The organism is Paraeggerthella sp. Marseille-Q4926 (assembly GCF_916618935.1).
In the GTDB taxonomy this organism is placed as follows: Bacteria; Actinomycetota; Coriobacteriia; order Coriobacteriales; family Eggerthellaceae; genus Paraeggerthella; species Paraeggerthella hominis.
This window is the reverse complement of record NZ_CAKAKF010000003.1, coordinates 574,192-593,912: the sequence shown is the minus strand read 5'-3', so window position 1 is coordinate 593,912 and position 19,721 is coordinate 574,192. Positions and strand designations below refer to the sequence as shown.

The window sequence follows — 19,721 nt, the reverse complement described above, 5'->3', positions numbered from 1 at the left end:
CTTTCGCACGGCTTGCTCGCGCGGGGCTTCGCTGCGCGAGTGGCTGCGGGATCGCGCAGCCGCCCGCCGGGCTAGATCACGATGCCGTTGCAGTGGTCGATCTCGTGCTGGATGATCTGCGCGGTCCATCCGGCGAACGACTTCGTCTTGGAGCGAAACGCCTTGTCTTCGTAGCGAACCTTGATGGTTCGGTAGCGTGTGGCGGCGCGCCTGCCGAGCAGCGAGAGGCAGCCTTCTTCCGTTTCGAAGGGGCCTGCGCAGCTGATGATTTCCGGATTGAACATGATGCGCGACGTGCCTTCGTCGTCGAATACGATGATGCGCTTCGGTACGCCGATCATGTTGGCGGCCATTCCGACGCATTCGTGCGAGTGGGCGGCCAGCGTGTCGAGCAGGTCTTGCGCCGTTTGGACATCGGCGGTTGTCGCCGGTGCGCAGGGCTGCGCAAGAAACGTTTGGTTTCTCATGATGGGCTTGATCACGGCAGGGCCTTTCGGGATGAGACGACGGGATTCGGGGAGGTCGGTGGCTTGCGCGAACGGGATACGGCGCAAACGGTCAAAGGGCGGCTTCCATGCGCTTCTTGAGGTCGGCGATGCGATCTTCAATGAGGGCGAGACAGGTTTCGAACGAGCTATCGTCTTTGCCGCTGGGGTCTTCGGGCCCCCAATCCTCGCGATGCGCGCATGGAAGCGCCGGGCACGCAACCCCGCAGCCCATGGTGACAACCCAATCGACGGGCGGAATATCGTCGAGCGGCTTTGACCGAAGCCCGTCGGTTCCGTATCCATGGTTGGCAAGCGTTTGCAGTGCCTGGTGGTTTATGTGCTCCCGGGGGTGCGTGCCGGCCGAGCAAGCTGCAAAGGTGCCTTTTGCGATCTGCTTCGCGATTGCTTCTGCCATTTGGCTTCGACATGAGTTGTGCGTGCAGACGAAAGCAACTCGAGGAATCGGGCGGCTTGTCGTTTGGGGATGGCTGCGTTCGGGACCGAAAGGCTCTGCTTCGTGCAAGGGTGCTCCATTCTAGGCGTGCGGCATCAACCGCGCTTGGATCCTTGGCGGCTGATGCCGCCCTTGTGGCCCGAGGCCTTGTTCGGGCCGATGCCTGCGCGCGGGTTGCGATTGAGGGGAGCCGAAGCGGCGCGCCCGCCTTTTGCGGCGAGCGCGCGAATCCAGCGGTCTCGATCGGGGTTGCTGGACGGTTTTGCCATGATGGTTCGGACTGCCTGAGCGCGCGAGCTAGACCAGCTTGCCCTTGCAATGGTCGATCGTGTGCTGAATGATCTGGGCTGTCCAGCCGTTGAAGTCCTTCTTGCGGGCAACAAGCGTGCCGTCGACCTGCTCTTCGTAGGCGATTTTGACGCGATCGTAGCGCGTTACCTTGGAATCGGCCTCCAAGGAAAGGCAGCCTTCGACGGTCTTGAACGCGCCGAGCGCCTGCAGCAGCTTGGGGTTGTACATGACGTGCGGCTGGTCGTTGTCGTCAAGATAGGCGACAACGCAGGTGGCGGCGCCAATTTGATTGGCCGCCAAGCATGCGGCGCCTTCGAGCGAGGTCAGCGTGTCGATCAGATCCTGCGCAACCGACGCGTCTTCGGCGGTGGCTGCAGCGCAGGGCTGCGAGAGGATGGCCTCGTCCTTTACCAGTTCCTTGATCATGATGCTCCCGTCTTCGTGGGTTTGAAACGCCCGCGGTGCTGCGTGCGCGCTGCGGGGTTGATTTTCCTGGACGAATTCTATCACGAGGAAGCCTGAGGGGGCGTGGGAGCATGCACGCGGCGCGTTCGGAGCGCGCACGCAGCAAGGTTGGCCCGGCGCGTTCGGCACGCTGTGCGGTCCGCGGCGTCTTCGGTCGCTACTTCCAGCGCTTGAGGTGGGGAAGCAGCGCGCCCATGAACGAGACGGCCTCGTCGCGTGAAACGTGGCAGGATTCGGCCATGTACGGGGCGCAACGCTCGATAAGCTCCTCAAGCGACTCGTCTTCGACGAATGCGCCGTCGCGATAGCACCATGAGCAGTAGTCGGCGGAAGGTGCGCCGTCGGCTTCGCTGCCGTAGTCTTTCGGTTGGTAAAAGGGCATGCCGCAGCTTTGGCAGTAGTCTCCGTCGGGCATCTCGAGCAAGTGGGTGACGGGGAGGTCGAAGGTGGCCGAGATCAGCTTGCACATATCGATGCCGGGTGTGGTCTCGCCGTTTTCCCAGCGAGATACCGCTTGGCGCGTTACGAAAAGCTTGCGGGCGACGTCTTGCTGCGTGAGGTTGCGCTCTTTGCGCATGGTTACGAGGGCGTCTGCGATGGTCATGGGGCGTCCTTTCAGGCGGGCGGAAGCGGCGATGCGCCGCAAGGACATTGAACCATGCGAGGTGCGAAAACGTAAAGCAACGAGTTGTTGCGGCGCGGTGGCAGCGGCTAGGGTTCTTGCGGTCGCTTCGCGTGGCCCAGGCGCGACCGTCGAGGCCACACGCGCAGGTTGGAACTTGCGCACGTGGCGCTCGGGCAACGTTGAGGCTTGGCTTGGCGGTGCGCTTGCGCTACTGCGCGCGCTTTCGCACCGCTCGACTCTCCTCGTCAAGCAGCTGGTGCGCGTAGGCTATGGCGTCGTCGATGTTGCCGCGGAAATGATCTTCGCCGACCAAATCCACGAAGCCTGCGCGCCGCATGGTCTTCATAGGCTGCTCGTTGGCATGCGAGAAGATGAGGCTCACGCCGTTTTCGCGGCAGTAGTCATACAGGTTCTCCAGTGCGTTCATACCCGTGGAGTCGAGCGAAGGCACGCCGCGCATGCGGATGATCAGGTACTTCGTGAACGACTTTACCGAAATGTCCGTAATGCGGTCGGTCATGCCGAAGAACATGGGGCCGTTGATCTCGTACACGCGCACGCTTTTCGGCAGCTCGCGAAGATGGGTGACCTCGGAGTCCTCGTCGCAGTAGTACTTCCAGCCGCGAACCTCGGTTTCCTTGCTGACCATCTTCATGAACAGGACCACGGTGATCAGCATGCCCACGCCGATGGCTACCACCAGGTCGAACACGATGGTCAGCGTGAAGGTCAGAAGCAGCGTGGCGACGGCCCCCTTCGACGTGGTCTTGCACAGGTGCGCGAAGTTGCGCCAGCCGGACATGTTGTACGCGACGTGCAGCAGGATAGCCGCGATGGTAGGCATGGGGATGAAGGCCGCATAGGGCATGAAAAACGCCAGGACGATGAGCAGCACTATCGAGTGGGTCATGCCGGCGACGGGGGTGCGCCCGCCGTTTTTGACGTTCGCGGCCGTGCGGGCGATGGCTCCCGTTGCCGGAATGCCGCCGAACAGCACCGATGCGACGTTGCCTGCACCTTGGGCCACAAGTTCCATGTTGCTGCGATGGTGGGAGCTGATCATGCTGTCGGCGACCACGCAGGACAGCAGCGATTCGATCGCGGCCAAGATGGCGATGGTGATGCCGTTTGCCATTTGCTCGCGGAAAATATCCAGGTCGAGCTGCGGAACGTGGAAGGAGGGAAGCCCGCTGTTGATGGTGTAGAGGTCGCCGATGGTGTTCACGTTCATTCCGAAGCCGTTCACCATGGCCACTCCGGCGATCAGCGCCACCAGGGAGCCGGGGATCCTTTCGCTCACCTTGGGCCAGGCGAAAAGAACGGCAAGGCACACGACGCCTACCGCGAATGCTTGCCAATTGACCGTGGAGATGCTTTGGGCTACGGCTTGGAGCTTGTCCATGGTTTCAACCGTGGGCGCGCCTGCGGGAAAGGTGAGCCCTAGGAAGTCCTTCGCCTGTCCGATGACGAGCGTTGCCGCGATGCCCGCGGTGAAGCCCGTGGTGATGGTGTACGGCACGAAGCGAATGATAGCGCCGAGCTTGAAGAATCCCATGAGCATGAGCAGGATGCCGGCGATGATGGTGGCGGCGATCAGGCCGTCTATGCCGTCTGCGGCCACGATGCCGGCTACGATGGTGGCGAACGCTGCGGTGGGGCCGGAGATCTGCACGCGGCTTCCGCCTAAGAAGGCGATCAGGAACCCGGCGACGATGGCCGTGTAGAGTCCCTTTTCGGGGCTGACGCCGGAGGCGATGGCGAGGGCGATGGAGAGGGGCAGGGCAACTACCGCTACCATGATGCCCGAAACGATGTCTTTGGGCAGCTGCTTTTTGAGCTCTTCTTTGCTGGAATGCTTGATGATGCTGAACAGGATAGGTTTGATTTTGTCGCGTTGCATGGTCGATTCTTCTGGGTCGTGTCGGGCTTTGCGGTGTTGCGCCCCCGCAAACAAGACGTTCCGCCCAAGCGTGGCGCCGGGCGGAACGCGAACGTGTTCGTTTTGCAGTTGGTGTTTGCGACGGGAATGTGCATTCTATCGCGCAAATGACAATATGGCAACCGTTGTACGATAGGGAGCCGTTCTGGGTTGACGAAACCCTGAAGGCGGTGTCCTTTTGTCGCGACTGTGCTGCCGTGTTCGACCCGATGCCCCCGACGTCCTTGCTCGGAGCGTCGCGATTCGCAATAATGGAAGCATGAGAAGGATAGATGACATATTCGCTACGCGGAAGCAGCCGGTCTCTTTCGAGATTTTCCCTCCGAAGGGGGATTTGACGCTCGATGCGGCTCATGGGGTTGCGGCTTCTTTGGCCGATCTTGTTCCCGACTTCATCAGCGTGACGTATTCGGCGGGAGGGAGCGGCAACCAGCAGGCTACGGCTGAAGTCGCTTCGCTTATCCACCACGACTTCGATGTTCCTTCGGTTGCGCATCTGACGTGCATCAACTCCACCGAGGAGGCGCTGACCGCGGCGATTGACGATCTGCGTCGTCGCGGGGTCTCCAATGTGCTCGCCTTGCGCAGAGACGTTGTGTCCGCCTGCGACCCGTCGCCGTTCAAGTATGCCAAGGACCTTATCATGAGGTTGGCCGACGAGGGGTTTTGCATTGGAGCGGCGGCTTATCCCGAAGGCCATATCGAGTGCACCGACTTCAAGGCGTCCGTCGCTCATCTGAAGCAGAAGCAAGATGCAGGTGCGAGCTTTTTCGTCACGCAGCTGTTCTTCGACAACCAGTATTACTACCGCTTTCGCGAAGCGGCCGAAAGAGCGCACGTCACGGTGCCCATAACGTGCGGCATCATGCCGTTTTTGAGCAAGGCTCAGATACAGCGCATGGTGTTCATGTGCGGCGCCTCGCTGCCGTCTCCCATCATCAAGCTTTTGGCGAAATACGAAAACGCTCCCGATTCCCTGCGGTCGGCCGGGATCGAGTTCGCGTGCGAGCAGCTGGTCGATCTTCAGAAGCACGGCGTTGACGGATTGCACATTTACACGATGAACCAGCCTGACATCGCGCGCGCCTGCGTGAGCGCGCTCAGGGGCTCCTGGGGTGCGGAAGGCGGTCGGCATGGCGGGCTTTGATCGCGCTGAAGTGCTGCGTTACCTGGGATATCATGGCCAAGCCCTCGATGCCGAGCTTTTGGCCCGACTCGAGGACGTGATGCGTGCGTGCGAGAAAGCAGTGAAGCCGCGGTGCGTTTGGCGGGCGTTTCCCCTTGATCGAGAACGAGGAAGCGATACGTGCGTTTGGCTTGAGGGCATGCCTCAGCCGCTGGAGGGAAAAGACATTGCCGCGCATCTTCAGGGGGCGAGGGAAGCCGTTTTGATTGCCTGCACGCTGGGGTCGTCGTACGAGCGAGAGTACCAGCGAAGGGTCGCGGTCAGTCCAACGGAGGCGCTGTTCTTCGATGCGGCGGCTTCCGCCTTGGTCGAATCCGCCGCATCCGATGCGGAGGAGCAGGTGACTTGCTATGCCGCTGAGCGCGCATGCGCCGTGAACCGCCGCTACAGCCCTGGATACGGTGACTTTCCCCTGACCGTGCAGAAGGGTTTGCTCGACGTGCTCGATGCGCCGCGAAGCATTGGCTTGACGGCGACGTCGGAGTGCTTGCTTGTCCCGACGAAGAGCATCACGGCCGTTATGGGGGTGTTCGACGGCGCGGTGAGCGATGCGGTGCGAGCGTCGTGCGAAACGTGCGCGCTTGAAGGGCGCTGCGCGTGGAGAAAACAGGGAAGGACATGCTGCGGCGACGACGCCTAGCGTGCGGAGGGAGAACATGATGGCGAACGATGGGCGAGCGAGCATGCCGGACAGCTTGGAGGGCTTGGTTATCAAGGATGCGCATCTGGAGCGCGTGCTGCAAGGCTTGGACTTTCTTGTGCAGGACGGCGCCATGGGCACCATGCTTCAAAAGCAGGGGCTGACTGCCCATGGCGAGCTTCCCGATTTGCTGAACTTCGCGAATCCCGACGCCATTACCGCTGTTCACGCTTCTTACGTTGAAGCGGGCGCGGAAATGGTCACCACCAACACGTTCAGTGCGAACGCTCATAAGCTGGAGGGCCGCGCGGAGGTGGCCGACGTGTATCGTGCGGCCGCCGCTTGCGCGCGTGCCGCGGGCGCGCGCTACGTGGCCGGAGGGATGGGCCCGCTCGGTGTTTTGCTGGAACCGCTTGGCACGCTGTCGTTTTCCGATGCTTACGATATGTTCTGCGAACAGGTGCGAGCGATCGTGGCGGCTGGGTGCGACATCGTGCTGATAGAGACCATGACCGATCTGCGGGAAGCGAAAGCGGCTCTTCTTGCCGCTAAGAACTGTTCGAATCTTCCCGTATTCGTTTCGATGACGTTCGGGGAGGACGGCCGAACGTTTTTGGGGACGCCTCCTTCGGTGGCGGCGGCGACGCTTTCCGCTTTGGGCGCGCATGTGGTCGGCGTCAACTGCTCGCTGGGCCCCGATGAGCTGGTGCCTGTTGCGCACGAGCTTTTGAGGTTCGCGCGCTGTCCCGTTGTGGTGCGCCCCAACGCCGGCATGCCGCGCATTGTTGATGGGCGCACGGTATACGACGTCGAGCCTGACGAGTTCGAGCGCGCGATGGACGGGATCGTTTCCGCGGGCGTGACCGTGATCGGGGGCTGCTGCGGAACGTCCCCGGTGTTCGTGGAGCGTCTTGCGCGGCTGGCGAAGGGCCGGTCGGTTGCCCCGCGCGACAAGGTTGACGCGTTCGTTGTCACGAGCGCCCAAGAAGCGGTGGTGCTCGAAAAGGACGCGCATCGCGTCGCGATGATCGGCGAGCGCATAAACCCGACGGGCAAGCCGCGCTTGCGGGCCGCTTTGCGCGACGGCGACTACGATTACCTGGTGGGGGAGGCGGTTGTCCAGCAGGAGGCGGGAGCCAAGATCCTCGATGTGAACGTGGGGCTACCCGAGCTCGACGAGGCGGACGTTCTCTCGCGCGCCGTTTTGAGGCTGCAGGCAACGTCGACGCTGCCTTTGCAGATCGACTCGAGCGACCCTTGCGCCATCGAGGAAGCGGTGCGCGGCTATGCGGGCAAGCCGCTCGTCAATTCCGTGAACGCGAAGCGGGAGAGCTTGGAGGCCATCCTTCCCATCGTGAAGCGCTACGGCTGCGCGGTGGTAGGCTTGACGCTTGACGAGCACGGCATTCCGTCAAGTGCCGAGGAGCGGTTCGCCTTGGCTAAGCGCATTGTTGATCAGGCGGTTTCGCACGGGATTCCGCGCGAGGACATCGCCATCGACTGCCTTGTCATGTCGGTGGCGACGAACCAACGCGAAGCATGCGAGATTTTGCGCGCGGTAAGCATGGTCAAGGAGCGTTTGGGCGTGCGCACGGTGCTCGGCGTGTCGAATATCAGCTTCGGCTTGCCCGAGCGGGAGCTGATGACGGCGACGTTCCTTGCGGCCGCTTTGGGGGCGGGGCTCGACATGCCCATCCTCAATCCGATGTCCGTGCGCTGCCGGGACGTTGTAGAGAGCTTTCGCGTGTTGAGCGGCGAAGACGAAAACGCCGCATCGTACGTTGAGCGCTATGCCGTGAGCGCCGGCGGGTCTGAAGACGCGGCCAAGGGATCGCGGGAGCCGGTGCCGAGCGCCGATGATTCGAGCGGCGTAAGCGCTGGGGCCGACGACGAGGTGCGCGCAATCGAGCAGCTGATCCTTACGGGGCGCAAGGGGCCCATGGCCGATGCGACGCGGGGCCTTTTGCGGTCGCGAGACGCGCTGTCCCTGATCAACGACGTGTTTATTCCTACGCTCAATGAGGTTGGCGACAGGTTCGAACGAGGCACGTTCTTCCTTCCGCAGCTCATGGCTTCGGCGGAGGCCGTCAAGGCCGGTTTCGACGTGATCAAAGACCAGGCGGGTGCGAGCGAGCTTGACCGCGGGCAGGTTATCGTGCTTGCTACGGTGAAGGGCGATATTCACGACATAGGGAAGAACATCGTCAAGATGCTGCTCGAGAACTACGGGTATCGCGTGGTCGATCTTGGGCGCGATGTTTCGCCTGAAGCGGTTGTGGACGGGGTTCGGGAGTGCCATGCGAGGTTGGTGGGATTGTCCGCCTTGATGACGACGACCGTCAAGGCGATGGAGCAGACGATCGCGCTTTTGCACGCTGAGGTCCCGGGTGCTGCCGTAATGGTGGGCGGCGCGGTTTTGACGGAAGAGTACGCTCGGATCATCGGCGCGGATTACTACGCAAAGGATGCCGCTTCGTCCGCTCGCATAGCGGAGCAATACTTCTCTGACCTGCATGCGGAAGCGGTTCCCGCGAGCTGAGGCTTGCATTGGCTCGCGGCGCTTTCGCCTCTGTGCAGAGCAGATGGTTTACGCAATGGATCATTTATCCTTGCTTGTATATAAACTCTTTCATGTATAAACAATTCTATAGTAGACTCCGCCTGGCATAATTCGGGGTCGATTTATTCGACCGGAAATGGAAGATGGGCGGCTATGACGACGGGGGTTGTCTTGTCGCCTTACGTTCGTATTAAGTAAGGATTGCTTATGACAAGAATGAGAATGCCCGTAATTGCGCTGCTTCTGATGGCGCTGATAGGCTTGTCTCCGGTATATGCTGCACCCGCTTCAGCGGTTGGGGTTGCAGCCGGCCCTCTTGAGATTACCAGCATTTTCGACGGGAAAGACGTGTACGCGATCAATGCGAAGGACCCCTCGGGAAACACGCTGGGGGTTATGGTCGAAGACAAGCAGAATCCCGGGCACTTGAAGAAGACGAACTACGTTGCCGTGGCTGTTATCAGCCACGAGGAAAAGCCGGTTTATTGCCTTGAGGCCGACGTGATGGTCGACCCCCTTAAAATGGGCGATTACCAGCCCTCGGATTTGACGCTCACTTCCGATATGATCAACACCATGAGCCTGTATTCTCATTTTGGATACGGCAACGAAGACAACGACGACAGTCAGAACAAGCTGTGGTACGTTGCCGCGCAGCTTCTTATCTGGGAAGAGCTGGGAAACTCGAATTTCAAAGAGTTCGCCTTGGTCAAGAATGACGGTTCGGGGTCTGCCGAACAGATGCCTGCCGAAATAGCGCAGACCATCGACAGCATGAAGCAGTCCATCAAGGACAAGGTGGCGGATTATCGCGAAAAGATGGCGTACGTGCCGCAGTTCATGTTCAATGGAAACGAGATCGATGGAACCCTGACCGTTTCCAAAAAGGAACTTCTTCAGGGGATCGTGGTAAGCGAGAAGTCCGACAAGGTGATTTCGGACGACGAGTTGGGCGATATCGTCGTGCCCGAGGGGCTGCGCGTGGAGAAGAGGCCCGAAGGTCTTTTCATCCAGGCGACGGAGTCGGTTTCGTTTGGCGAGAACGAGATTCTTATTAATCTGTTCAAGCCGCAGGACATGGGCAAGAGCATAAGCTTCGTTGCTCCGGGAAGCCAGACCATCGGCAGCTTTGCCCTTTCGGAGAGCTTGCAGCGCACCGTCGCTTTGCGCGTAAGCGTTGCCGACGAAGGCGCGACCGCGCTCATGAGCAAGACCGCCGTGGCCGGCTCCGGCGAGCTGGAGGGTGCCTCCCTCAAGGTCGTCAAGGGGGGCTCCGCCGACGGCGAGGCCGTGGCCGAGTGGGTCTCGGGCCCCGAGCCGCGCTCGGTGGAGCTGGCCCCGGGCGTCTACACGATGGTGGAGACGCGCGCCCCGCGGGGCTACGAGGTGGCCGAGTCGATCGTGTTCCGCGTGCGCGAGGGCGCCGTGGAGGTCCGCTCCGGGGACGGGTGGGCCGCCGCGGCCGGGTCCGTGGTGCGCATGGAGGACCGCGAGATAGCCGATCCTGGCTCTAACAAAAATGAGGAGAAGCCTGATTCTCCCGAAACCGGCAAGAACGTCGGAACTGATGACAACGGTCAGGGCAAGCGGGCTGCAGTGGGCTACAAGGGTCTCGTTCGCACGGGGGATCACAGTCCTCTTTCGCCTGCTCTTGCGGCGGTTGTTGCGGCGGGCGGTGTTCTTGCTATGGCTTTGAGGAAGAGGGAAATTTAAAGGAAGCAAGCAGATCGTTTCGCATTGCCTGAACTAAAGCTTGTCCCTGGAAGTAACGCTCGCTTCCAGGGACGAGTTGTTTTTTGCTGCCGCGTGTCGGGATGGAGCGGTCTGCGCGATGGAAGCCTCGCATCGAGTGTTCGAACCGCTCGCGTCGCGAGCTTTTGCCGCTTGAAGACGCGGTCCTTCTGGCTCGTTTTCGAGGATCGGGTTGAGGAAGTGCGGGGATTGCGGCGGGTTATCCGCTTGTCGATGACGGCAATGCGCGTTTGCTTGCGGTTGATTTCGACAAGGATGATTAACGGCGGGCGGTAAGTGCGTTTCGGATCGCGCGCGATCGGGAGGGTGCTCCTGCGGCGGTCGAGCGTTCGCGATCGGGCGATGTGCCCACATGAGGGCATTTTTCGCCGAGCCGGTGGCAGCGACGGATGCTCGCAAGCTTTGCTGCGCCTTGTCGGCACATGCAGTGCTCATCGGTTCGAGCGCGCGATTCAAATCGTACGACCGCTTATTTCCCCCTCAGGGCTCTGTTCCGATTGGTGGTTTCGGCAATGCGATTTGCGTTGCCGCTTCGGAGTGGCGCATGTCATGACGGTAAACCCTTGTTCATGGGAGCATCGTTTCAAACTTACGATGATCAGCGGCGGTTTCCATCATCACTCAAACGCATGACGTCGAAAGTCAGTTTAAAGCTTAATTCGAAAGACGTGCCTGCGAGGGTGCGGATCATGCGGTCGAATCTGCCGTACGTGTCAAAAGAGGGGATGGCAACTGCAGCGATTGGCCGGATAAGGCGCGCAACCTGCGTTTGGGGGCAGGCGTTGCAAAGGCCGGTCGATTAGAGTTGAGTTCAAGGGAGCGTTGCGCTCCGAGCAGGAGCTTGCTGTTGAGGCGCTGGCGACTTGTGATGTCGGCATTCTTGTTGCTCCGCCGGGGCGCTCGAAACGGTAGCGCTGCCGAGCTGTTTGGCAAGGTCCTCTTGGAGCATCCTGCGGCGGCAGGCGGCCATAGGATTTCTTTCGAGGCTGATAATGCAAGGGAGATCGGCCACGGCTTATCCGTCGTGTGCTCCTATTGGCGGAACCGATGCGCGATGCTTTGCCTTGCGCCTACAGGCTTTATGCTTGCAGCGCTTGCCATGTTGGGCAAGAAGTGCTCGAAATGGTTGAAATTCGTATTCCTTCTTGTCTTCGGCGGAATTCTTCTGGTACCGCAAGCGCTCATGGTAGGGGCACGGTGGTGCAACCTATCCTCTTGGCGCCCTTTTTCCATCGCGCCCCGACGGATGTCCTGCCGGAGCGCGATCTATTTCTGGCGTCACCACGTATTCGGTGCTTGATCTTTGTGCAGGCTTACGATTGTTCTTTCGCCGCGTTTTGCCCGGCGATGCGCCCGTAGACTGTGCAATCGGTAATCGCGCAGCTTCCCAAGCGCACGGCGCCGTGCGTTCCGCCCGTTATTTCGCCAGCTGCGTACAATCCGGGAATGGGCTTGAAGTCTTGGTCGATAACCTGCGCCTGCAAAGTGGTATGCAGTCCGCCCATGGTGTGGTGGACTTTCGGCCATAGTTTGGCGGCGTAATACGGAGGCGTTTGCGTCGGTTCGGCGCCAACTTGCACCTTTGCGCCGAAGTCCTCGTCCTTTCCTTGGGCCACGAAGCCGTTCCATCGTTGGACTTCGGCAAGGAACGTTTCCTCGGGTATTTCAAACTTGTCCGCAATCGCATCGAGGGTTTGAAATTCCATAATCACGCCCTTTTTGAGACCTCCTTCGAAGATGTGCTGGGCCACTTGCTTTTTAACCGTTGGGGCGTCCGCGATGATAAGCGTGGGATGGTTGATCTCGAGCATGAGGTCGGCACGCTCTTTGCGGTCCCCTGTTTCCTTGACGAATCGTTTTCCCGTAGCGGGGTCGATCATCAGCCCGTAGCCCACAAGCCGTTCGCAAAATTGCGGGCAATAGCCAAAGCCCTCTTCGTCGGGACTGGTCCACGGCCCTAGCTGGATCCAATCCATGTGCACGTCCATGGCTTTGTGCTTGAGCGCTTCCCTCAAAGCCTCGCCCGTTGCTCCTTGGTGATTTGTGCTTGCAAAGGAGTCTGTCAGGCGCGGTTCGTGTATAGCCCGCATGGGAACGTCTTGGGAGAATCCGCCTGCTCCGAGTACGACGGCTTTTTTTGCCTTGATGTAAGCCAGGGTGCCGCTGTTTTCTTGCCCGAACTTGTACTTTTTGCGAACTTCGGCACCGACGATGCGTCCTGAAGCATCCTCGACGAGCCGTTCCATTTTGGTGCCGAGCGTCAGTTCAACTCCCAGACTCTCCAGATAGGCGACTTCGGCCTTGACGATGTCCGCCCCCGTTGCATTCTCGGTCGTGTTGGTTCGGGGAACCGAGTGGCCTCCATGGAAATTGAGCTTTGTGAATTTGACTCCGATATCGGTAAGCCATTGGACGGCGGCACCGGAATTTTCTGCAAGCACTTTCACTTTATCCAGATGGTTGTAGTATTTTCCGGCTTTAAGCATATCCGCCATCATAAGGTCGACGCTGTCCTCGATGCCCGCTTCTTTCTGCAAGGGGGTGCCGACAGCGGCCATGTCTCCGCCATTGATGCTCGAGTTGCCTCCGTACGTCGTCATTTTATCGATAATGACGACATCGCTGCCGGCTTTTTTTGCTTCGATGGCTGCGGCGAGCCCTGCGAACCCGGTGCCCACTACCAAGACGTCGGTTTCGCTGTCCCATGCAACCGAGGCAGCATCGAGGTTGTTCGTTTGGCCCTGCGTGTCTTCCGAAGACGACTTCGCAGGTGCGCAAGAAGCAAGCGCGGCGCCTCCTGCAAGCGCGGCACCGGCTACACCGATGGTTTTGAGAAACTCTCTTCTTCCTACCGACATGGCTTTCCTCTCTTTTACCCTCCAACGAAGTTCGTGCAGTCAGATTGACCTTCGAGTATTTACTATAGAGGCGGCAAGCGCCTTGAGGAAAGAAGTGATTCTTTGGGCAGCCCAACGAAAAACAACCTGCTTCAATGTCGCGTTGATGCAGCGCAATTTTTTGTTGAATAGATGAAGCGAAAGCGGGCAAGTGCTTTGCTATGATGTTTTGAAAGCTTCGCGTTTCACTGGGGTAAGGGAGGGGCTTTGATTGAATTCGAAATGCGCCAACTGGAGTACTTTGTGGCGGCAGCCTCGGCGGGGAGCTATTCGCAAGCTGCAAAGATGCTTTACGTGTCTCCGCAGGCGGTTTCCAAGGGGGTTCAGATTCTCGAATGCCGCATAGGCGTTTCGCTTTTCGAGCGGGGCCCTAACGGGATAGCCTTAACCTCCTTCGGCGAATTATTCAAAGAAAAAGCCGAAGAAGCGCTTCTTTCTTTGGAGAGGTTGCAGGTTCTTGCCGATCAGTACAAGAAGGAGAGAACCCTCTCCCTTACGGTGGGCATCCATTCCCTCTGTTTCAGGGAAAACGGTGGAAGCATCGACCGCAGTGCTCTTCTCGAGTTTCAGGAAGCCCATCAAACGGCCGATCTGAGCTTCGCTGAGATGAAGGGGGACGCAATAGTTGATTCTGTTGCCGAGGGAAGAGTCGATCTTGGCATCAGCGTGGTGTCGAAAGGCGATTTTCGATTATCGGAAGGTTTGCTGCTGAAAAAGTTCCCCATTGCGGCTTTGGTGTCCGATCATTGTGCGCGCTTCGCCGCAGGAGGCGTCGTTGCGATTGAGGAATTGGTGCAAGGTGAATTGGTCTTGTTTTCGGGGGAGCGGGATTTCAACGAATTCTTCATCGAGCGCGTGCGGTCCGAGGGGAGCTCGGTGAACGTTTCTCCCTTGCAGGTTAGCTCTCATAGCGACATCGATTTCGTCATTGATAGAGAATTGTACGTGATACGTCCTTTGCAGCATGCAAGACGAACGATAAGAAACGGGCACCTGCTTGTTCTTCCCATCGTGGACGGCTGTGGGAATACCATAGAAATGCCGTTGCATTTGTTTTGGCGGAGGTCGCGTCATCTCAGCAATTTGGATTCTGAGTTCGTTGAGTTTGTCCGCTCCCTGTACCTTTGAGCGCCTGGCCAAGGAGTTCGCTTCGGTTTCCGAATGTGCCTCGGTGTTTGTCGCCAACTTTCCAAAAGAGCGGCTTTCCTTCCTGCTTGTTTCCCTTGTGCGGGGAAAGGTCGTCGCTTCTCATTCCGAAGCAGCGGGGTGCTCCGGCCACGGGGGCGGGTCCATCACCCGCATGTCCAGGTGCAGCGTTTGCGCGATGAGCAGCGCCAACTCGTCATCGGTGATGTCGGGTTTGGCTTTCATCATCCCCTCCAGGCCGAAGAGCAGCAATCCGAACGTTTCGGGCACCAGCTGAATATCGACGGTGCGGTATGCCGCGTATTCGGACACGATGTAGCGCTGGATGCATGCGACGATTTCGCGTACGGCCCGTGTGGCGAACTTGTCGCGCATGCCCAGTTCTTCCAGGACGGTTATCATGGGGCGCGGTCGGCCCGATGCGGTGTAGAGCGCCCGGCGAAACGCCGACACGCATTTTTTCAGCTCGGAGGGCGTGTCGCCGAATGCGCGCAGTTCGTTCCAGGTGGCCACGCTTTCAATCAGGTCTTCCAGGTAATCGTCCAATACGGCAGCAGTCACGGCCTGCTTGTCGGGAAAATAATAGTACACCAGGCTACGGCTCACGCCGGCCTCGCGAGCGATGGAGGCCAAGCTGGTGGCTGCCACTCCCGCGCGTTCGTATAATTCTCGCGCAGCCAGCATGATGTCGCCCGCCGTGCCGTCTAGCCGTGCGCTTTCGCGCACCTGCCGCGTGACGGGACGCGGCAGGTGCGGATCGACTCCCGGCATGGGCGCGCTGCTCTGCATGGGCATGACGGCTCCTTCGTTCGTTTGGGAAGTCGCCGCATGTGCGTGCCGTTGTGCGGCTGCGCTCCGCTTTCGCGAGGATATCGGACGAGCGGATCAGCGGTTTTCCTCGACGACCTCCCTATAGCTTCTGGTGTCAGTATAAAGCTCGTCTTTCAGCGGGTTAAGACGCCGCGAACGAATCCGGTGAACCTGGTAGGCGGCAAGCGCCATGTTGGCGGCAAGTGCCACCAAGCTTACTGCGAAGAACGCGGTTGGATTGTGCGTGGTGGGAATTTCCGCAAATGTGTAGAACTGCGGTACCGCCATGGCGAACATTGCGTACAGTCCCAGCGTTTGCGCGCGATGTTGCAGCCATGCGCCGCGCTTCGTGAAGAACGTGGGGATGGTGCAGGCGATCAATAGCGCCAAGCCCGTGTACGTGGAATGGTCGGACATGCAGTTGTAGGTGTACGCGAAGTTCCACAGATCGTAGGCGATGATCCACATCCAAATCATGTCGGGCCAGATCATGTCTTCGGACTTGTCCTTGGAAACGAAGATGCCGAACCAGCCGCAGATGGTGATGATGTTCAGAACGCCGGCTATCGCGTTCATGATGTTCCACGGACCGGAAATCATCCACACATGGTCGACCACGGCGCCGTCCCATAATCCGAAACTGAACATCTGGACGTCGCGAACCACGGCCTCGGCTATATTGACTGCCAGAATGAGCGGCGGGAAGCAGAGCGCCCAACGCTTTTCGTACAGGTGATGCGTCCGACCGTCGGCACCGCGCCATTTCACGAACCTGAGCGCCATGAAGCCCACGCATCCGGCTAGAGCGGAATACGTTTTCACCCAGTTGAACCAGTTGCCCGTGCCGTAGGCGTTTCCGGGCGCGGCGGTGTAGGGCCATACGAACACGGTCAGCACGATAGGCGCGGCAATGAACAGCGCCACGCCGCCCCATGCGCTCGTGCGCCCTAATTCGTTGAATGCCATCAGGGCGAACAGCACGAACAGCCATACGGCCCACACCGTAGGGTCGCTTGCCTGGTACAGGATTCCCATGGATTGCCTCCTTGGATCGCGCGATGCCGGGGCCTTGTTGCTCGCAGGGCTCGTCGTGGCTTGCCGCGTACGGTTCGCCCTGGTTCCAATTGCGCCGCTGTTGCTACGGACGTGTCACCATCGTCTCCACGCGGCCCTTGTCGTCCCAAGCCGCGGCATAGCCGAATTGTTCCAGGTTCGCCAGCGCCGCTTCGCGTTCGCCTTCGGGAACGTCGATGTTGTCAAGGTAGACGCTGCGGTACCGCGAGCTGTCTATGAATAGCTCGCGTTTGAACGGATTGCGCTTTTTTGCCAGCATCGTGCGCGCTTGATAGACCGCCACGCATGCGTTGAACGCAAGCGCGATCACAGAGATGGTCATGTGAGCTGCGGGGCTGTTGGTGGAATGCACTATGAACATGGGATGCAAGAAGAACCACGGCACCGTCATGGTGATGATCATGTTGACGGCCAAGGTGCGCACGCGATGCTGCGCGTAGGCACCGCGCTTGATGAAGAACGCCGGGATGGTGCAGGCGAGCAGTAGAACCAAGCCGCAGTACATGGAACGGTCCGACACGCTGTTGTAGGTGTACGCGAAGTTCCACAGATCGTACCCGATGATCCAGAACCACATTTGATCGGGCCATATATAGTCTTTCTTCTTTCCGCGGCTTACGATGATCCCGAAAAACCCGCAGATGCACAGCGCGTTCAGGATGCCCGCCACGCCGTTGATGACGTTCCATGGTCCGCCCACTACCATGTAGCCGTCCACCATGCCCGTTACGCCTGCCAGCTGAAAGTCGCGGATGCACGCTTCCAGGATGTTGATGGCGAAGATGATGGGAGGAATGCATACGATGTGCTTCTTTTGAAACGCGGGAAAGTACACGATGAGCCATCCCAGAATGGCACCGGCCAAGCACGAGTACGTTTTCACCCACTGAAACCATGTGCCCGCGCCTGTTCCCTCGACGGCGGTGTTCGGCCATACGAACACCGTCAACACGATGGGCAACGCGATGAACATCGCCGCGCCGACCCATTTGCTTAGACGCGAAAGCTCGTTCATTCCTATGAGAAACACCAGGTAGACGATTACGCTTATAAAAGCCGTTGCCGAAAGCGGTTCATAGAAGAACATAGGAGCCCCTTCCCTTCGAATGCGTGCGAACCGTCTTGGGAAAACGCTCAAAAATCGATGCGGTTTTCGCTCAGAGCGATTCGCTCCTATTGAGGCACAGCATAGCAAGGAGATTTTCCGTGGGCTTGACGATTTGATCTTGAAACGTCAAATCGCGCTTCGCGGTGCGTGCGGTGTCCAGCGCGTGCGGGCGGGCTAGAAGGAAGCCCGCACGCTAAGGGATTTTGGGAAGCGCAGTGATCGTTTGCTAAGAAGGGAGCTCGTCAACGGCGCAATCCGGCGCTCGTTGATTGCGGGCAATCCTACTTCAGGTAGTTTTGGGGGATCGCTCGTGCGGCGGTTTTCTGCTCGAAGCTGTAGGCGATGTTGAGCAGCTTCTCGTCCTCGTTCTGGCTTGCGATGAAAGTGGCTCCCCTAGGGGCGCCTTCTTCGGAAGCGTCGACCGGCACCGTCAGTTCGGGGTATCCTGCCACGGCGGGCAGAAGGACGCCTTCGTTGTCGTAGAAAACAAGCGCGTCGAGCTTGTTGTCGCGAAGCAGGTCGTCGATTCTGCTCTGTGCCTTTTTGACCATCGCTTCGACTTTCGCTTTATCGAATTCGTTCACCTCGTTTGCCTCTTCAATGAGGTTCTGACCGTATTTTGCTCGCCTGCTCGCGTCTTCTTTGTTGAAGGCGATCAGCTCCGCGAGGCTTTTCACCGGCGCATTGTAGGTTTGCAGGTACCGATTGAGATCGTTTTTGAAGTCCTGGTTGATGATGTGCTCGTTGTCAATTCCCTCTTCCGGAAGCTCGACCGCTACCGCTTCGGCGCCGCATGCCTTAATCTTGTTGGCAAGGGCTTGGTTGGGATCTTTGCCGACTATGCCGATTCGCTTTCCTTTAAGAAAGTCGGCGTTGAGGTTTTCGTCCACGGCCTTCGACGTATCCGATATAGATGCGTTGTAGAGAGCGGCTGCGTCCTTCACGTTTTTCGTCATGGGCCCTACGGTGTCCATGGTGGACGACAACGGAATCACGCCCGTGGCGGAGATGGCGTCTTTCGTGGGTTTGAACCCGACGATCGAATGGATCGCCGACGGGGCGATGATCGAACCCGTGGTTTCCGTTCCGATCGCCACTGCGGAGAGATTCGCGGCAACGGCTGCGCCGCTTCCGGAACTGGAGCCTTCCGGCGAGAGCTCGAGGGGATTGAAGGGGTTGTGGGTTTGGCCGGCCTTGGAGCTGTAGCCGCTTGGCATCCTCGTGTCCATGAAGTTCGCAAGCTCCGACAGGTTCGACTTGCCCAAAATGATGGCGCCGCTATTGACGAGGGCGGTTACCATTTCGGCGTTGTCGCTTGGCGTGAAGTCCTTGAGCGCGTAGGTGCCGCCGCTGGTCGGCATGGTGTTCGTGTTGATGTTGTCTTTGACGAGGACGGGGATTCCCCTCATGCCCGTCGGGGTTGTGGGGCTCGCGTCGAGGGCGCGGGCTTCCTCTATGGCTTTCGGGTTGATTGCCGCCACTGCGTTGAGCCCCTTTTCGCCGGCATCGTACGTTTTGATGCGGTCCAGGTAAAACGCCGTCAGCTCTTCGTAGGTTAGTTCGCCCTTAGAGATTGCCGCATGCAGGTTTTCGATGGATTTCTCCATGATCAGGTCTTTTTTCGCGCGGATCTTTTCGAGGTCTATCCCGGCAAGCTGCGAGTCGATGAGCGCGACCTGCTTGTCCTTGTCGTAGGCTATGCGCTCTTCCTGGTTGGGGGTGAGCGATTTCAAGAGCATGAACGCAGCTAGGGAGATGCCGGCTAGGGCAAGTATTACGATCAATGCGATCTTCAAGGTTATTTTCATCGGTGCCTCTTCACTTCGTTTGGGGAACGCGGTGCAGTTCTTGCGTTTCCGGTTACTCTATGGGCAATGGTGCTCCGTCCGGAAGGCCGATTCCCCAAGGGGGTCTTTCGTTGCTTGGGGTCTTTATACCACGGCAAATGGGATTTCAGGTCTTTTTAAGGTTGGGGCGGGGAAGCGGGAGGGCGTGGGAGAGCGGTTGGTGCTGCGGGGAGTAAGGTGGGGGGCGCGGCGTCGCTCCGAACTCCCGCAAGCGTACGACGGTCCCCGACCCCGGAGCCCCGGCGCGCCCCGACCCGGTGCGCAGGAGATTCGAGCCCCCGGTCCCGACGACCGTGCTCTGCGGCGGCATCGCGCACCTGCGCACGGGTCAGGGGAGGCTCTGCCTGGCCGCGGCGATAGACCTGCGCACGCGCATGGTCGTGGGCTGGCCGCTCTCCGAGCGCATGGCCGCCGACGCCGCCGTCTCGCCGCTCTCGAT

Annotated in this window: 15 protein-coding genes; 5 read left to right on the top strand and 10 right to left on the bottom strand. The window is 59.4% G+C overall.

Translation table 11 applies throughout. The features are described 5' to 3' along the window. Positions 1-71: 71 nt before the first annotated feature. The 5 genes from LG373_RS07875 to LG373_RS07855 all read right to left on the bottom strand — a co-directional run bounded on the left by LG373_RS07875 (position 72) and on the right by LG373_RS07855 (position 4,223). Positions 72-482: a peptide deformylase gene (locus tag LG373_RS07875; protein ID WP_225749475.1), complete on the bottom strand. Its 411-nt coding sequence runs from the start codon at positions 480-482 to the stop codon at positions 72-74. A 76-nt stretch (positions 483-558) separates the two neighbouring features. Beyond that, positions 559-1,011 (bottom strand): low molecular weight phosphatase family protein, encoded by a 453-nt coding sequence (locus LG373_RS07870; protein WP_225749474.1) that lies wholly within the window; start codon positions 1,009-1,011, stop codon positions 559-561. A gap of 228 nt (positions 1,012-1,239) precedes the next feature. After that, positions 1,240-1,659, bottom strand: a complete 420-nt coding sequence (locus LG373_RS07865; protein ID WP_225749473.1) for a peptide deformylase — start codon at positions 1,657-1,659, stop codon at positions 1,240-1,242. Positions 1,660-1,855: 196 nt separating this feature from the next. Further along, on the bottom strand, positions 1,856-2,302 hold the full coding sequence (locus tag LG373_RS07860; RefSeq protein ID WP_216529616.1) for a zinc ribbon domain-containing protein: 447 nt from the start codon (positions 2,300-2,302) through the stop codon (positions 1,856-1,858). Between the two features lie 229 nt (positions 2,303-2,531). Next, the gene (locus LG373_RS07855) at positions 2,532-4,223 is read right to left on the bottom strand and encodes a SulP family inorganic anion transporter (protein WP_114567491.1); all 1,692 of its coding nucleotides are present in this window, start codon (positions 4,221-4,223) and stop codon (positions 2,532-2,534) included. 298 nt (positions 4,224-4,521) lie between these two features. On the opposite strand from LG373_RS07855, the gene LG373_RS07850 reads away from it, so the two are divergent. From LG373_RS07850 to LG373_RS07835, 4 genes are all read left to right on the top strand, one after another. Beyond that, positions 4,522-5,409 (top strand): methylenetetrahydrofolate reductase, encoded by an 888-nt coding sequence (locus LG373_RS07850; RefSeq protein WP_225749472.1) that lies wholly within the window; start codon positions 4,522-4,524, stop codon positions 5,407-5,409. Beyond that, positions 5,396-6,088: a vitamin B12 dependent methionine synthase gene (locus LG373_RS07845; protein WP_225749471.1), complete on the top strand. Its 693-nt coding sequence runs from the start codon at positions 5,396-5,398 to the stop codon at positions 6,086-6,088. Before LG373_RS07850 ends, LG373_RS07845 begins: the two co-directional genes overlap by 14 nt. Before the next feature lie 16 nt (positions 6,089-6,104). Continuing rightward, positions 6,105-8,627, top strand: a complete 2,523-nt coding sequence (locus LG373_RS07840; protein ID WP_216529620.1) for a homocysteine S-methyltransferase family protein — start codon at positions 6,105-6,107, stop codon at positions 8,625-8,627. A gap of 228 nt (positions 8,628-8,855) precedes the next feature. Further along, positions 8,856-10,361: a SpaA isopeptide-forming pilin-related protein gene (locus tag LG373_RS07835; RefSeq protein WP_216529621.1), complete on the top strand. Its 1,506-nt coding sequence runs from the start codon at positions 8,856-8,858 to the stop codon at positions 10,359-10,361. A 1,352-nt stretch (positions 10,362-11,713) separates the two neighbouring features. Here the strand turns inward: LG373_RS07835 and LG373_RS07830 are convergent. Then, positions 11,714-13,258, bottom strand: coding sequence for a flavocytochrome c (locus LG373_RS07830; protein WP_225749470.1), 1,545 nt, complete (start codon positions 13,256-13,258; stop codon positions 11,714-11,716). Positions 13,259-13,504: 246 nt separating this feature from the next. Between LG373_RS07830 and LG373_RS07825 the strand changes: the two genes are divergently transcribed. Then, positions 13,505-14,425 (top strand): LysR family transcriptional regulator, encoded by a 921-nt coding sequence (locus LG373_RS07825; RefSeq protein ID WP_225749469.1) that lies wholly within the window; start codon positions 13,505-13,507, stop codon positions 14,423-14,425. A gap of 120 nt (positions 14,426-14,545) precedes the next feature. Here LG373_RS07825 and LG373_RS07820 read toward each other — a convergent pair whose 3' ends face one another. From LG373_RS07820 to LG373_RS07805, 4 genes are all read right to left on the bottom strand, one after another. Further along, positions 14,546-15,238 carry a TetR/AcrR family transcriptional regulator gene (locus LG373_RS07820; RefSeq protein ID WP_225749468.1) on the bottom strand — a complete coding sequence of 231 codons (693 nt, stop codon included), beginning with the start codon at positions 15,236-15,238 and terminating at the stop codon, positions 14,546-14,548. Positions 15,239-15,328: 90 nt separating this feature from the next. Further along, positions 15,329-16,288 carry a DUF5692 family protein gene (locus LG373_RS07815; protein WP_225749467.1) on the bottom strand — a complete coding sequence of 320 codons (960 nt, stop codon included), beginning with the start codon at positions 16,286-16,288 and terminating at the stop codon, positions 15,329-15,331. A 103-nt stretch (positions 16,289-16,391) separates the two neighbouring features. Beyond that, a complete protein-coding gene (locus LG373_RS07810) occupies positions 16,392-17,414 on the bottom strand; it encodes a DUF5692 family protein (protein ID WP_216529626.1) in 1,023 nt (340 codons plus the stop codon). A gap of 302 nt (positions 17,415-17,716) precedes the next feature. Then, positions 17,717-19,243, bottom strand: coding sequence for an amidase family protein (locus tag LG373_RS07805; protein WP_225749466.1), 1,527 nt, complete (start codon positions 19,241-19,243; stop codon positions 17,717-17,719). Positions 19,244-19,721 lie beyond the last annotated feature (478 nt).

Excerpts from the sequence above, each read along its gene's own strand:
- LG373_RS07835 (WP_216529621.1), top strand. The coding sequence starts at position 8,856 with ATGACAAGAATGAGAATGCCCGTAATTGCGCTGCTTCTGATGGCGCTG.
- LG373_RS07865 (WP_225749473.1), bottom strand. The coding sequence starts at position 1,659 with ATGATCAAGGAACTGGTAAAGGACGAGGCCATCCTCTCGCAGCCCTGC.
- LG373_RS07815 (WP_225749467.1), bottom strand. The coding sequence starts at position 16,288 with ATGGGAATCCTGTACCAGGCAAGCGACCCTACGGTGTGGGCCGTATGG.
- LG373_RS07830 (WP_225749470.1), bottom strand. The coding sequence starts at position 13,258 with ATGTCGGTAGGAAGAAGAGAGTTTCTCAAAACCATCGGTGTAGCCGGT.
- LG373_RS07845 (WP_225749471.1), top strand. The coding sequence starts at position 5,396 with ATGGCGGGCTTTGATCGCGCTGAAGTGCTGCGTTACCTGGGATATCAT.
- LG373_RS07840 (WP_216529620.1), top strand. The coding sequence starts at position 6,105 with ATGATGGCGAACGATGGGCGAGCGAGCATGCCGGACAGCTTGGAGGGC.
- LG373_RS07850 (WP_225749472.1), top strand. The coding sequence starts at position 4,522 with ATGAGAAGGATAGATGACATATTCGCTACGCGGAAGCAGCCGGTCTCT.
- LG373_RS07810 (WP_216529626.1), bottom strand. The coding sequence starts at position 17,414 with ATGTTCTTCTATGAACCGCTTTCGGCAACGGCTTTTATAAGCGTAATC.
- LG373_RS07820 (WP_225749468.1), bottom strand. The coding sequence starts at position 15,238 with ATGCCCATGCAGAGCAGCGCGCCCATGCCGGGAGTCGATCCGCACCTG.
- LG373_RS07855 (WP_114567491.1), bottom strand. The coding sequence starts at position 4,223 with ATGCAACGCGACAAAATCAAACCTATCCTGTTCAGCATCATCAAGCAT.
- LG373_RS07860 (WP_216529616.1), bottom strand. The coding sequence starts at position 2,302 with ATGACCATCGCAGACGCCCTCGTAACCATGCGCAAAGAGCGCAACCTC.
- LG373_RS07805 (WP_225749466.1), bottom strand. The coding sequence starts at position 19,243 with ATGAAAATAACCTTGAAGATCGCATTGATCGTAATACTTGCCCTAGCC.